This is a genomic window from Microbulbifer sp. MI-G (assembly GCF_030440425.1).
GTDB lineage: Bacteria > Pseudomonadota > Gammaproteobacteria > Pseudomonadales > Cellvibrionaceae > Microbulbifer > Microbulbifer spongiae.
Window position 1 is genome coordinate 3,024,293 of the sequence record NZ_CP098023.1, and the last position, 14,558, is coordinate 3,038,850.

Annotated in this window: 9 protein-coding genes, 1 pseudogene and 1 other annotated feature; of the genes and pseudogenes, 8 read left to right on the forward strand and 2 right to left on the reverse strand. The window is 45.9% G+C overall.

The window, feature by feature from the left end; all coding sequences use genetic code 11:
• Positions 1-785 precede the first annotated feature (785 nt).
• Both M8T91_RS12655 and M8T91_RS12660 read left to right on the forward strand, forming a co-directional pair.
• A complete protein-coding gene (locus M8T91_RS12655; RefSeq protein ID WP_301414526.1) occupies positions 786-7,211 on the forward strand; it encodes an FG-GAP-like repeat-containing protein in 6,426 nt (2,141 codons plus the stop codon).
• Between the two features lie 601 nt (positions 7,212-7,812).
• On the forward strand, positions 7,813-8,298 hold the full coding sequence (locus M8T91_RS12660) for a hypothetical protein (RefSeq protein ID WP_301414527.1): 486 nt from the start codon (positions 7,813-7,815) through the stop codon (positions 8,296-8,298).
• Between the two features lie 158 nt (positions 8,299-8,456).
• On the opposite strand, the gene tnpA is transcribed toward M8T91_RS12660, so the two are convergent.
• The gene (gene tnpA / locus M8T91_RS12665; protein WP_301413864.1) at positions 8,457-8,885 is read right to left on the reverse strand and encodes an IS200/IS605 family transposase; all 429 of its coding nucleotides are present in this window, start codon (positions 8,883-8,885) and stop codon (positions 8,457-8,459) included.
• A 156-nt stretch (positions 8,886-9,041) separates the two neighbouring features.
• Here tnpA and M8T91_RS12670 point away from each other — a divergent pair, with 156 nt between their 5' ends.
• The 6 genes from M8T91_RS12670 (at position 9,042) to M8T91_RS12695 (ending at position 14,103) form a co-directional block, all read left to right on the forward strand.
• The gene (locus M8T91_RS12670; protein ID WP_301414528.1) at positions 9,042-10,124 is read left to right on the forward strand and encodes a hypothetical protein; all 1,083 of its coding nucleotides are present in this window, start codon (positions 9,042-9,044) and stop codon (positions 10,122-10,124) included.
• An 84-nt stretch (positions 10,125-10,208) separates the two neighbouring features.
• Positions 10,209-10,754, forward strand: a complete 546-nt coding sequence (locus M8T91_RS12675; RefSeq protein ID WP_301414529.1) for a hypothetical protein — start codon at positions 10,209-10,211, stop codon at positions 10,752-10,754.
• A gap of 80 nt (positions 10,755-10,834) precedes the next feature.
• Positions 10,835-11,314, forward strand: coding sequence for a hypothetical protein (locus tag M8T91_RS12680; RefSeq protein ID WP_301414530.1), 480 nt, complete (start codon positions 10,835-10,837; stop codon positions 11,312-11,314).
• A 142-nt stretch (positions 11,315-11,456) separates the two neighbouring features.
• On the forward strand, positions 11,457-12,095 hold the full coding sequence (locus M8T91_RS12685) for a hypothetical protein (RefSeq protein ID WP_301414531.1): 639 nt from the start codon (positions 11,457-11,459) through the stop codon (positions 12,093-12,095).
• A 131-nt stretch (positions 12,096-12,226) separates the two neighbouring features.
• On the forward strand, positions 12,227-12,592 hold the full coding sequence (locus tag M8T91_RS12690; RefSeq protein WP_301414532.1) for a hypothetical protein: 366 nt from the start codon (positions 12,227-12,229) through the stop codon (positions 12,590-12,592).
• A 357-nt stretch (positions 12,593-12,949) separates the two neighbouring features.
• Positions 12,950-14,103, forward strand: a protein-coding gene (locus M8T91_RS12695; RefSeq protein WP_301414533.1) for an IS3 family transposase whose coding sequence is annotated in 2 segments (ribosomal slippage) — positions 12,950-13,238 and positions 13,238-14,103 — 1,155 coding nt in all. Because the reading frame shifts where the segments join, the coding sequence is not laid out codon by codon here.
• Positions 13,228-13,344: a sequence feature (AL1L pseudoknot), on the forward strand. Its footprint overlaps the gene before it by 117 nt.
• Before the next feature lie 39 nt (positions 14,104-14,142).
• Here the strand turns inward: M8T91_RS12695 and M8T91_RS12700 are convergent.
• Positions 14,143-14,340, reverse strand: a pseudogene (locus M8T91_RS12700) (helix-turn-helix domain-containing protein); the annotation flags it as partial.
• Between the last annotated feature and the right edge of the window lie 218 nt (positions 14,341-14,558).

Sequence of the window (14,558 nt, forward strand, 5' to 3'; positions counted from 1 at the left end):
TTATCTAGTTGCCATAAAAGCAATCTTCGTTTTAATCACAAGACCACTTTCAGCAACATGCGAGGAATGTCACAAAGTTTTTACTTCTGATGATTATCTACAGGTAGAGAGTTTGATCAGATAGCTTGATGTGTCAGTAGAGGAGTTTTTGTAGGCCAACTTGACCTTGCGAGTATAGATCCGCTTGAATTGAGGTCTTTTCACATACGCCTCGGCATGGTTGTCCCACTGATACAGATTTATGATACTTTCCTCCGAAATAGATGGATGGGGTATCATGGCAGCCTGAAAAGCAAATTGAATAATGTGGTTCATGTGTCGCTTACGTTGCTCACTACAGACGAGGTTTTCTAAGAATCTTCTAATGAAGATTGTATGCCTGGAGTTAGGAAACAAATTTTCTAATCTTTGGTTTATGATTTGAGGTGAGTGTACTAGTTTGATGAAAATACACTCACAATGAAAGTTTTCATCGATTTTCTATACCATATGGCGCGGAAAACTCTTGTTGAATGTTAGCCGCCTCTGTACTCTCTTTAAAAATCCAAATACATTATTGGTGTGGTTGTACCTATAACGCTTCATGTAAAAAATGTATTTCCAGAAAAAGGTTACACTGCCTGAAGTAGTATTGGCCAAGCTCTTGAAATATTGAAGGATTTGCATGGCTAGTCTGAATTTACATAAGTAGCTATTCTGTAGTTGCTGGTAAATCTGCCCTGGCTAAAAAACGGATATGCCTGACTTCAAGTGGTATTTTTCTTCGGGCAATTGGGGCTATTAAGATGCTAAATACCATTTATCGCCGCTGGTACTGGCTTTCGTTTTTCTTTCTCTTCTCTTTTTCAGCGTTCGCCTTGGCTTTTGACCATCCTATACATGACAGTAGTGTAGGAAGTACCGGCTCCCAGCATGAAGTTGGAACCGATGGCAGTGCCAACTATAGCATCCCCATTTATGTCGTACCCGGCAAATCGGGCATACAGCCTGATTTGGCTCTCTCATACAGCAGTAACGCTGGTAATGGCCTGCTTGGAGTAGGGTGGAGCCTGTCCGGATTATCAGTGATTCATCGCTGTGCTGCGACTTTGAAGCAAGATGGCTTTATCGGCTCTATAGCCTTCGATGATAAGGACAAATTCTGCCTGAACGGGAAAAGGCTGGTCGCTTATAGCGGCGCCTATGGAAAACATCTCACAGAATATCGCACAGTTGATGAAAGCTTTAGTAAGATTGTTTCCTATGGACAGGCTGGTGGGGCTCCTGCCTATTTCAAGGTGTGGACCCGCAGTGGCCAGACTCACACGTACGGCTCAACAGACAATTCGCGCATCGAAGCTCAAGGCCGCAATAGTGTTTATATCTGGGCTCTTTATAGTATTGAGGACAGTTTCAGAAATTATCTAACCATCCAATATTTTGAAGATCAGGCCAACGGCTACTACCATCCTACACGGATAGACTATACCGGTAACCATGTTGTTGGTATCCAGCCTTATAACTCTGTGCGCTTCGAGTATGAAGACCGGTCAGATAAATTCATAGCGTATGTAGGCGGCTCACTGCAAAAGAACTTGAGACGTCTTTCAAAAGTGAAAAGCTACTCAGCTAATACCCTAGTTCGCGAATACACGTTAACCTATCAAGAGGCCGCAGTTACAAAGAAATCACAATTGCAAAGTATTAAGGAATGCAGCGGTGATCGCAGTTGCCTTCCGGAGACACGTTTTACATGGCAAAATGAAGGCACCGGCACATTCCAGGTATCAAAATACACTAAACCCAGTGGACACAATGCTAATCTTGACATGTACCCGTCAACAGGTGACTTTAATGGGGATGGTATAGCAGATCTAGGGTGGGCCGGGATTTCTGCTAACAATGGACAAATTGTAACCAAATCATATATAGCATTAGCTTCTGGCAATGGTCATTTTGGCGCATCAATAGTCAGCAGTATGGTTGGGAGTAACGGTCATGCTGGCGAATTTGACGGTGATGGAATCACAGATTTTGGCATAGCTCTGTACGACGAAAAAAAATCAACCTTGAATATTCGGGTATCTTTTAATAAGGGTAACGGTCAGTTTGAATCCCGCAAAAGTTATAATTTCAATATAGGCCTTGATCCTGTTTTTCTAACTATTGATAACTACGTTACTCGATACGAAGACCTTAATGGTGATGGACTGACTGATATAGTTCTGATCGTTCAAAGAAAAGACTTTACTTATATCGGCACTGTACTGAACGAAGGTGATGGCGTCTTTCGTAAGGTTAATCATAAGACCTTATATGACTCTCAGTTATTTAAATTTGCAAACCATACTACACAGAAGCCTATGACGGCGGATGTAAATGGGGATGGATTAGCAGATCTATTGTGGGCCTTTCGTTCTGAAAAGGGACTGCGCACCTATACCATTCTGAATGAAGGGGGTGGACGTTTTTCAAGGGTCACTGGCAGTAGTCCCAGTAACGGAAACTTTATAAGCTACAGCCCAGCAATCACAGCAGATTATAATGGCGACGGCTTAACGGATCTGGTCTGGACCTACAAATATAATGGGGGCTTAAGGGCCTATACAGCTCTGAGTAAAGGGGATGGTACATTTAGTACAGCAATTTATAACGCACCTCGCTCTAACGGTAACTTTGAAAACTATGATCCTGCTATAATCGGAGACTTTAATGGAGATGGTCTAACAGATCTGGTCTGGACCTACAAATTTAATGGAGGCATACGGGCTTATACTGCACTCGGTATAGGTAACGGTAAATTTGCCGCAGCTAGATACAATGCGCCACACACAAGTGGTAACTTCACCCCTTATAAGACAATCAGGGCCGGTGACTTTAATGGGGACGGACTAACGGATCTGGCTTGGATAGCTAAAAATAATGTCGGAATGCACTTTCATACGGCATTAGCGGTAGGAGAGGGATCTAATAGTTTGATGGTCAAGGTTACAAATGGTTTTGACCATCTTACTGCATTTACCTATAAACCCATGACCGACAGCAACGTCTATACCAAAAACACTGATGCCACTTATCCCATAATAGACTTACAATTCTCCCGTCCTGTGGTTAGCCGGGTTATCACCTCTAACGGTATCGGTGGGGTGTTTACCAACCACTACACTTACAAAGGATTTAAAGTTCATATAGCTGGCCATGGCAGCCTGGGCTTTCAGGAAATGACCACCAAAAATGTCAATACAGGTACTGCCACCACAACCACCTTCAGTCAAAACTACGCCGCCTATACCCAGGGCTCCGTGGATCGAGTAAAGACCGTTGCAGGCAATGGGACGGTACTGTCCGATACAAGCAATCAGTGGAAAGCGATCGAAGAAGGAACAGGGGCCAAAAGGCGCTATCGTACGCAACTGCAAAGGACCGAAGTTACCAAGCGCGATCTGAACAATGCCTTCCTGCACCGGGAGGTGAACAGCTATATCTATGACGGATTTGACAACCTGACTAGCCTGTCTTCCAAAACCTACGACAATGCCGGGCAACTGCTGCGCAGCGCTACGACCACAAATGCCTATGTCAATAATACTGGTAGTTCCTGGATATTAGGCCTGTTACAAAAAGTTACTGTGAAAGAGCAAACAACAGGTAAGACCCAAAAAATTCGAAAATCTGCATGGACTTACAACACCAATACCGGCAAGGCGCTTACTGAAAAGATACTACATCCGAGTACAGAAGCCGTGCTACAGCAAACCCACTTTGAAAATATTGACTACTTTGGCAACCATCGCCGAACCCGGATCACCGGCCCGGATTTTGATGCTAGGCAAAGTACCATGGCTTATGACTCCACAGGACGGTTTGTGGTGAAAGCAACCAACGCCCTTGGACATGTAGCCACCAGCAACTACTATCCCGATGGGCACATTAACGCGGGTATGGTAAAGACAAGCACCGACAGCAACCAAATTACGACTCATTATCTCTACGACAGCTTTGGCCGTGCTACCACGACCACTTACGCCTACGGCACAGACGAACCAATACGCAGCCGTACCAGCTTTCAATGGTGTCGCAATATGAGAGGGTTGTGTCCTGCTAGAGCGGTGTACGGTATCGTTAAATCTTCAGATGGCGGGTCGGCCAGCAGGGTTTTTATTGATCGGTTGGGGCGTGAAATCAAGCGCAGCACGCAAGCTCTGGATGGTCGGTTCGCTCACGTAAGCAGCCGCTATAATGCGCAAGGGCGCACTGAAAGCGTGTCTGAGCCGCGCTTTAATGGATCGCCTGAATACCTAACTACCATTGAATACGATGCTTTGGGTCGAGCTACACGCTCAACCGATGCTACGGGCCGCGTTGATACAGTGCAATATAACGGTTTAACACAGACGGCACGCACCGACATTAACGGCTTGAATCAAAAGAAAGTCGAAACGCGTGATAGTCTGGGCCAGTTGACCATGGTCCATGATACTGCTGGCCAGCGCATTAGCTATCAGTACGACAGTTCCGGCAATATGACATTGGTTACAAATCACGCCGGTAATGTCACCCGTATTGAGTATGATGCCCTGGGGCGCAAAGAGGCCATGGATGACCCCGATAAGGGGCTGTGGCGTTATACCTACAATGGCCTGGGTCAACTACTCACTCAAACCAACGCCAGGGGCGAAGTCACCTGTAATGCCTACGACCTTTTGGGCCGTATGGTAAGACGTGTAGATAATTATAAAGGTAATCTGCCTACCGGGCTGGGAGTAGCGAGTGATGCCAGCGACGGCTGTGCCAACCCCGGTTCGGACAACCAGACAACTAGATGGACATACGACGCGGTAAATGCCTTGGGCAAGCTGTTCCGGGTGAACAGCCCAGACTATCAAGAAACTCTTGTATATGACCGCTACGCTCGGGAAACAGAAACTCGGTGGTTTATTGCCGGGCCAACGCCATCGCAAGCAGTTACTTATAAAGTCAAAACTCAGTACGATGCCCTGCACCGGCCAGAAACAGTCACTTATCCTGGCATCGGTCTCAAGGTGGAGACGGTTTACAATGACATCGGCTTCCCTGTAGAAATTAAAAACGCTAACAACAACATAACCTACCAAAGAGTGGCACAAACCGATGCGCGCGGCAATATTCTGGAGGAGAATCTTGGTAATGGCCTGAGCACCTTCCGGGTTTACGATGCCATTACTGGCCGTATTGGAGGGATTGGTACCTACCGACCACTGGATACCAGCAGCCCCAGTGTGCAGCATCTGGAATTCGATTTTGATGCCATCGGCAACCTCACCGAGCGCACGGATTATCTGCAACAGTTCAGCGAACAATTTACCTACGACAATCTCAACCGCCTGCGCACCAGCCACAGCGACTTCGGCAATGGCGATATCCGCACTAATGCCGTTACCTACGATGCGCTGGGCAACATTCTCAGCAAAACCGGCGTGGGCAACTATAGCTATGGTGGCACCACCTGTGGCCGACGGGCAGGCCCCCATGCGGTCACCACCATCAGCGCCCCGAAGGCTACCAGCTACTGTTACGATGCCAACGGAAATATGACCAGTGGTGATGGCCGCACTATCCAGTACAGTTATTTCGATAAGCCCACACTGATTACTAAAGGCAGCAAAAGCACCGCCTTTAAATATGGCCCAGAGCGTAATCGCTTTCAACGTATCGACCGCGAAGGGGGCAATACCACCACTACCACCTATATTGGTGGCCTCTACGAAAAGGTGGAAAAATCCAATGGCAGCGTGGAAGAGCGCCACTTTATTGGTGGGTCGGCGATTGTCACCATCTACGACCGTAACGGCAATTTTGGGAATACCAAAACCCGCTACTTACATAAAGACCACCTGGGCTCAATCACCGCCATTACTGACGAACAAATGAATCTGGTGGAAGAGTTCAGTTTTGACGCCTGGGGCAAGCGCAGAGCCCCCAGCCTGGCCCGCCTGGAGCAATTGCTCAACAAGCCTTGGGCGAGCATGACAGCTTATGAAAAAGACAACTTGACCCTGAACCCCTGGGATCTAGCCTCCAGCATTACCAACAAGGGTTTTACCGGTCATGAACAACTGGACGGTGTGGGCCTGATCCATATGAACGGGCGGGTGTATGATGCCGAAATAGGGCGCTTTCTCGGTGCCGACCCGTTTATTCAGGATAGAACTAACCTACAGGCTTTAAACCGCTACAGTTATGTGTTAAACAACCCCCTAAGCTATACTGACCCTAGTGGGTATTTCTTTAAGAAATTGTTTAAAAAAATAGGGAAAATATTTAAAAAAGCCTGGAAAGGAATAAAGAACGTAGCCAAGGGGATTTTCAAGGGCATCAAGCGCCAGCTTCAGGCAGTGGGCAAAGTCCTCAATGCGATACCAGGCCTATCGACTGTGGTAGGGATCGCCATAGCGATAGTGGCTTCACCAGCTGCTGCAGAAATCTATTTTCAGGCGCTGGCATACCTCAATACGGCCATCAGTTTGGCCAACGGGGCTCCGATAGGGGATGTGCTGACGGGCTTTGCAGTGGGGATGGTGGTCGGTGGGATTAGCGGCGGCCTGGGGGACGTATTGGCGCAAACGTCGCTAGGGGTTGCCGGGCACTATGTGGCCAGTGGGCTTGTGGGCGGTGTTGCAGCCAAAGCTTTAGGCGGTCGTTTTAAGGACGGTTTTGCCGGAGGCTTGCTGAGTGCTGGGGTTCGGCATGCGATGGGGCATTTTGATAAAGTAGCGCAACCAAAATTGACCGCACAAAAGGGGAGTGGAGATGTTGAGATATGTGATTGTGAACAAAATAGCGGTCTTGATGCACGAGTAAAAGAAATATCTAATGCTATTGGTTTATCTGATTCCGAATTTGATGTAGCGTTCGCAAGTAAATCAGAAATTGAAATAGCTACTAATGGGGAACCGGCCTGGGGGACAGTGAATAAAAATGGTACAATTCTTATAGATAAATCTTTGGCAACTAGAATGAATGGTACCCGTTTTACGCAAACATTAGCAGAAGAAATGGTTCATGTAGTACAGATTCGGACAGGGTACTATAAACTGATTTCCCAAACTTACCAAAGATATGCTATAGAGGCAGAAGCAACTGGATGGGTTATTTCAAGAGGAGTTTCTCTTGGATTGCGAGGTTCGGACTTTGTAGAATATAAGAGGGTTCATAGAATGTGGACAAGAAAATGGAAAAATGAAAGGTATTAGCACCTGTTTACGCTAAATCTTGTATAATTACTGTATGGAATTTGCAGCACAACAATACAAAGTTATCGAAGGTTTTCTGCCTCTTCTACGCGGCAACGTGAACATATCCAGCTGACAGGTGCTGAACACCATTCTTTATATAGCTGAGCATGGCTGTTAGTGGCGAGGCCTGCCGAAGTAATTCGGCCGCTAGTACAGCATCTACATGCGGACAATCGCAGGGTCAAGAAAGGTGCACTGAATAGGGTCTTTCTGGCTTTTCAGGAACAAGTTGAACTACCGAGATTCATATGGTTTCAGCCAGTCACAACCGTGACGTAGTATTTTCTCTGTCTCCAAGACATGCTGAGACGCACTGGAGGTCCGAAAACTGCTAAATCGTTATTTTTTCACGCAAATAATGCATGTGTATATTGTGTACCTAATGAAGTTAACTTTGATAATTACCATAAAGATCTGTTAAAAAGTATAATCTAGTCGGAAAAATATCCGCATAGAATATCAGAGTGCAATATTTTTTGGAGGATTTTTACTAAGAAAATACAATTAACAAGTTATGGTAGAGAATTTTTTTGTTTAACAAGCAAAGGCTCGGAATTAAATGGAAGAGGAAGTAAAAAGAATAAGTCTAGCATATGCAAGCTATAAATACGCTCATCAGGCCGAAAGCCCTTGCTCTGCGTTTCGCTTAACTTTATCGAAAATTTTAGCTAATTCAAAGCGAATCTCTATTATCCTCGCAATGTTATTCTCCTGTGATCTTATGGCTACGTCAATTCGATGCGCTGAGCCAACTAATGCTCAAAGAGATACCCTTCATGCATGGAAACTTTACGGGAGTTCAGACTATGAGTTCAACGCAGTCATAAGTTATGGAGGTCATGAAATCAATAAGATTGTAATCTTGCTTAATGTATCAGCAATGGGTTTAGAAGCGGTTATCCCACTAGATTATAAAACAGGGAACAGTAAAATATCTGGGGAATTTAGTGTTCAAGGAAAGTGGAATGAAGCAGTGATCATAGCCTATTATGGAGATGGTATATGCGATCCAAAGCTCTTATTACGTGACTTTATCTCATCCTAATCTTTAGGAAAAATCAATATTTAGTAGACGACATCAAATTTCTGTGCCAGATGAGTAAATATCCACCGGCAAAGCCGGTGGCTTTAAGCGTGAACCGCTCAAAGCGGTCTGTACGGAACTAACGTTCCTTGAGCCCCCAAAGGGGGCTGCCTATATCTTCATACCAAGTTCAGTTGCTCTACTCGCCGATCTTCCTTCTCCTGATGACGAATATACTCCCTGATCACATTCTCATCACGACCAACGGTGGACGCAAAGTAACCTCTCGCCCAGAAGTGTTGCCCTACATAATTTCTACGCTGGCCAGAGTAGGTCCTCGCAATGTAAATAGCACTTTTACCTTTGATATACCCCACCACCTGGGAGACAGCATATTTGGGCGGAATCGATATCATCATATGGACATGATCCGGCATTACGTGCCCCTCCTCAATCAGGCTCTCCTTTTGCCGGGCCAACTGGTGAAATACCGTGGGCAACTCTCTGCGCACCCGTCCAAACAGCACCTTTCTACGATACTTTGGGATAAAAACTATGTGGTACTTACACTCCCATTTCGTGTGACTTAAACTGTCCACTTGTCTCATGGTGACTCCTTTGTGTGTTGCTTGGCGGCTCACACATTGGAGTTACTATGGGACTTCCGGATCTGTCAAACTATGCGTGCCTCCCCGGCAAAGCCGGGGGGTCTCCCTTTTGGACTAGCCTCACCAGCTGATGTATTTCCCCAAACGACTTGGGAAATGAATCGTGTAAAGACCATCGCGGGAAATGGGACGGTACTGTCCGATACAAGCAATCATTGGAAAGCGAACGAAGAAGGTACAGGGGCCAAAAGGCGCTATCGTACGCAACTACAGAGGACCGAAGTAACCAAGCGCGACCTGAACAATGCCTTCCTACAGCGTAAAGTGAACAGCTATATCTATGATGACTTTGATAACCTGATTAGCCTTTCTGCCAAAATCTACGACAATGCCAGGCAACTGCTGCGCAGCGCGACCACTACAAATGGCTATATCAATAATGGTAGTTCCTGGATATTAGGTCTGTTACAAAAAGTTACTGTGAAAGTACAAGTAACAGGTAAGCTCGAAAAAACACGGAAATCTGCATGGACCTACAACACCAATACCGGCAAGGCGCTTACTGAAAAGATACTGCATCCGAGCACAGAAGTAGTGCTGCAGCAAACCCACTTTGAAAATATTGACTACTTTGGCAACCATCGTCGAACCCGGATCACCGGTCCGGACTTTGATGCTCGGCAAAGTACCATGGCTTATGACTCCACAGGACGGTTTGTGGTGAAAGCAACAAACGCCCTCGGACATATAGCCACCAGCAACTACTATCCCGATGGGCACATTAACGCGGGTATGATAAAGACAACCATCGACAGCAACCAAATTACGACTCATTATCTCTATGACAGCTTTGGCCGTGCTACCACGACCACATACGCCTACGGCACAGAAGAACCGGTACGTACCCGCACCAGCTTTCAATGGTGCCGCGATATGAATGGGTTGTGCCCGGCTAGGGCGGTGTATGGTATCGTTAAATCTTCAGAAGGCGGGGCGGCCAGCAGGGTTTTTATTGATCGGTTGGGTCGGGAGATCAAGCGCAGCACGCAAACTCTTGATGGTCGGTTCGCTCACGTAATCAGCCGCTATAATGCGCTAGGGCACACAGAGAGCGTGTCTGAGCCGCACTGTAATGGATCGCCTGAATACCAACTACCATTGAGTACGATGCCTTGGGCCGAGCCATACGCTCAACCGATGCTACGGGTCGGGTTGATACAGTGGAATATAGCGGTTTAACACAGATGGCACGCACCGACATTAACGGCTTGAATCAAAAGAAAGTCGAAACACGTGATAGTCTGGGCCAGCTGACTATCGTCCGTGATACTGTTGACCAGCACATCAGCTATCAGTACGATAGTTCCAGCAATAGGATTAACGGGAATAGAGGATTTAAGTCGATATGATTTTATCGTAAAGGTTTTTAATATGTTACCTAAAGATAGCTTTATGAAATTCACATTTTTAATCGCTTTTGGATTTGTTGCCCAGTCAGCCTGGGCATTGAGTTTAACTTGCCCTGAAGGGCTTCCCAAAAGGGTAAGCTCAGAAAGTGTATCAATAGATTGGCGCAATGAAGGGAATTCTATAATCTTTGCGAATGTATTTGTTTTAAAGGAATATGAAGGCAATGAGTTATATGATGTGTCTCTAGAACTCGGTGAGTATGAGTTTGATGCCGAGGGGCGTGATGTTGAGGCTCCTTTATTATCGACTAGCTTGAGGTTTCGTGAAGTTAAAAATAAACAAATGGTTCAAATTATTTTCTCACGGGAAGCACCAAAAGTTAGCTTGCTAATTCAGTATGGTGAATTATGTGGCTATACGATGAACTATGAAATCACCCAAAATCTTAGTAATAAATAGATTACATCTCTTCAGTTATCCGCAAGAAATATCGCTAACTGACTCCTATAGAGGATGCGCTAACGGGCTTTGCGGTGGGGATGGTGGTTGGTAATATCAGCGGTGGTCTTGGAGATGCACTATCCCAGACGTCGCTAGGTGTTGCCGGACACTATGTGGCCAGCGGTCTGGCAGGTGGTGCAGCGGCGAAGGCTTTGGGTGGTCGTTTTAAGGATGGCTTTGCCGGAGGCTTGTTGAGTGCCGGGGCGCGTCATGCGATGGGGCATTTTGACCAAAAAAACTATCCAGGAAAGGAGGCGGCGCTTAAAGACTCAAAGAGTCCAGCGGCCCAAGAAGAAGCAAACATGAAGCTCGCTCAGAAAGAATTTAGGACACTGTATGAGAAGGGAGTTTTGCCTGATGAGTTTAATTTTATTGATAACATAGAGGGCGGGCTAGATAATAAGGTTTTAAGTTTGCTGATATTAAGGTCGCAGGGAAAGTCGCAGAAATGGATATATACGACTACACAGGGGCGACAGTTTTTAGAGGTGGCGCCACAACATTCGAGATTGCTTTAGACACTGTTGCACATGAAATATTTCACATGGAGCCAAACAATCAGATTCTTTGGAAAAAGGGCGGTTTTGGTAAAAAAATATCCCAAAGTCAAGCCACTCGAATGGGAAGGACTGTTGTAGAGATTTGGAAAAAGGGTTCTGAATGAAAATTATATATATAATTAAGCTGATATGTATGGGCCTTTTATTTTGTGTTCCTATACACTTGAAAGCATATACGGTACAAAAAAAGAGTTTAAGTGAGCTTTTTCAAGGATCATTCCAGGTATCAAAGATAGAAATTAATAGTAGTGAAAAAAGTTATATTTATCGTGATGGAAAAGTATATAATTGCGGTTTTAGATACACGGCAAACGCAATTTCTAACTATAAGGGTAAAGAGAAAAAGATTGTGTTCAAATCCACTTCCTCGCTATTGGCAGGAAGCGAGTACTTGATTTTCTTTAATGTGAAATATTTAGATGCTCAGGTTAATTACTTATCAATGGGTAAAGATGATATAAATGGTTACGAGGCATGCACTGAAGAAAAGCTACTATATGCAAGTACATTACATGATGAAATTTTTGAATTTGATTCCTTATGGAAAATAATCACAGGTAGTTTGGCTGTAAAAGCATTTTCAAACGCTCCATTTTTAGAGTCATTAAAAGCAAAAAGGGTTGCTTTCGAAAGTAACGAAGCCCCTAAAGAATATTTGGAAGCAATATCTTATTGGCGTATTTCATGGGAGATATTTGAGGAAAAATTAATTTCCTTAGCTTCAATCAATAAAGATTAAAATCAATGAAAAGAAGCTTGAGCGCATGACGCATCTTAAAGGGTGCGTTTTTGTCCGTCTAGAGGAAGTGTCAATTTCATAAATTAATATTTTTAATCGCTTTTGGATTTGTTGCCCAGTCATCTTGGGCGTTGAGTTTAACTTGCCCTGAAGGGCTTCCCAAAGGGGTAAGTTCAGAAAGTGTATCAATAGATTGGCGCAATGAAGGGAATTCTATAATCCTTGCGAATGTATTTATTTTAAAGGAATATGAAGGCAATGAGTTATATGATGTGTCTCTAGAACTTGGTGAGTATGAGTTTGATGCCGAGGGACGTGATGTTGAGGCTCCTATATTATCTACTAGCTTGAGGTTTCGTGAAGTTAAAAATAAACAAATGGTTCAAATCATTTTCTCACGGGAAGCACCAAAAGTTAGCTTGCTAATTCAGTATGGTGAATTATGTGGCTATACGATGAACTACGAAATCACCCAAAATCTTGGCAGTATGGACTAGCGGGGGCATTTGAACAAAAACTTACGGTTTCACGCTCGCAGATCCAGCTTAAACCGTATATTCCTGCGCAATTCCCCCCTGCCTCATTTTATTTTATGGACGAGGGTTGAGATTGAGCGGATACTTCATTAAATCAAGATAATCCCAGTTATTTCTGCACACCCAATTCATCACTGCACCTGGTGGATCAGGGTTTTTGGTAAAGGTCTCCACCGTCCTTTCGTACTGTTCTGAAGCGCAAGTGTCCTCACAAAATTGTTCCTGGTTGGTGCGTAGTCCCGCCAGGTCATGGGCCTCAAATTGTGAGCTGAATCCCCCGGGTTTCTCGGAGGCTAACTTTCTTGAGAGAATTAGCCAATGAGCAAACGACCTGGATACTCCCCCGAAGTACGGGAACGCGCAGTTCGCATGGTGTTGACCGGCGAGCACGAGCACCAATCACGCTGGGCAGCGATCACATCTATCGCTTCCAAGATCGGCTGCACACCCGAGACCCTACGATCATGGGTCAACAAGATGGAAGTCGACAATGGTACTAAACCCGGCACCACCAGCAGCGACGCAGCCCGCCTCAAAGAGCTGGAGCGCGAAGTCCGTGAGCTGAAGCGCGCTAACGAGATCTTGCGCAAGGCTGCCGCTTTTTTCGCCCAGGCGGAGCTCGACCGCAAACCGAAGTAATGGTGGCATTCATTGACCAGGAACGTGAGGCGCACGGTGTCGAGTCAATCTGTGAGGTTCTGCCGATTGCACCGTCGACCTTTTACCGCTGCAAGCATCTACAGGCCAATCCAGAGCAACGCTGTGCGCGCGCTCAACGTGACGATGAGCTGAAGCCTGAGATCCAGCGGGTCTACGAAGAAAACCACTGCACAGTTGAACGGCTGATGAAGGTACTGCAATTGAAAGGTGTTCGAAGAGGCAAACGTTGCGTTACGACTATCCCGGATGAGCTGGCCGATAAGCCGCTGGATCTGGTGAATCGCGAGTTTACGGCAGAGCGCCCCAACCAGCTTTGGGTGGCCGACATAACCTATGTCGCAACTTGGTCTGGTTTTGTTTATGTCGCATTCGTTGTCGACGTATTCTCCCGCCACATTGTTGGCTGGCGCGTATTAAAGAGCCTTCAAACCGACATTGTGCTTGATGCTCTGGAGCAGGCACTGTGGGTACGAGGTAAGCCCCGTGGCGTTACCCATCATAGTGATCGAGGTAGTCAGTACCTGTCAATTCGATATACCGAGCGGCTTAGTGAGGCGGGTTTTCAGGCGTCAGTCGGCAGTGTCGGCGACTCCTACGACAACGCACTGGCAGAAGCCATCAACGGTTTATTCAAGGCGGAGGTCATCCACAGGGCAGGTCCCTGGAAAGGGCTGGATGAGGTTGAACATGCAACCTTGACCTGGGTCGACTGGTTTAACCATCGCCGCATTCTTGGGCCAATTGGCGATATGCCTCCAGCTGAATACGAAAACCTGTATTATCAACAAACCGAGTCTGCCCAAGCGGCATGACTCAAATCAAATTGCCTCCGACAAACTCGGGATGATTCAGTTCTTGTGATTTGGCACTTGCCGGTTCTTCTCCAGCAGGGCGTTCACGCCGCCGCTGGATACAGCTTCTTTGTAACGATAGAAGGTGTCTCGCGATACGCCGAGCATCTTGCAGGCTTTGGAGATATTGCCGAGTTCTTCCGCCAGATCGAGCAGACCGGTCTTGCGTTTAATGATGCGATCGTTAGTATGAATCATGGGGTTTATCCTTGGTTTTGGTTTCAGGCTTCGTCACCTTCATCAAAACCAGTAAACCCCCCTCTTTTCAAGGAGATGTGTCAGATTTGGTCTGAACTAATACACTTAAGGTGATAAGCAAGATCTAGTTTTAGTTTGATCTGACGACAAACTTCCCCCTTAAAAGCTGCCATAGCCTCCCGAAGATATGGCGTCAGTACTTAATTTCTTAATCGATC

What these genes read in the sequence shown, in the direction of transcription:
- M8T91_RS12655 (WP_301414526.1), top strand. Translation starts at nt 786, where the DNA reads ATGCTAAATACCATTTATCGCCGCTGGTACTGGCTTTCGTTTTTCTTT.
- M8T91_RS12670 (WP_301414528.1), top strand. Translation starts at nt 9,042, where the DNA reads ATGAATCGTGTAAAGACCATCGCGGGAAATGGGACGGTACTGTCCGAT.
- M8T91_RS12685 (WP_301414531.1), top strand. Translation starts at nt 11,457, where the DNA reads ATGAAAATTATATATATAATTAAGCTGATATGTATGGGCCTTTTATTT.
- M8T91_RS12660 (WP_301414527.1), top strand. Translation starts at nt 7,813, where the DNA reads ATGGAAGAGGAAGTAAAAAGAATAAGTCTAGCATATGCAAGCTATAAA.
- tnpA (WP_301413864.1), bottom strand. Translation starts at nt 8,885, where the DNA reads ATGAGACAAGTGGACAGTTTAAGTCACACGAAATGGGAGTGTAAGTAC.
- M8T91_RS12680 (WP_301414530.1), top strand. Translation starts at nt 10,835, where the DNA reads ATGGTGGTTGGTAATATCAGCGGTGGTCTTGGAGATGCACTATCCCAG.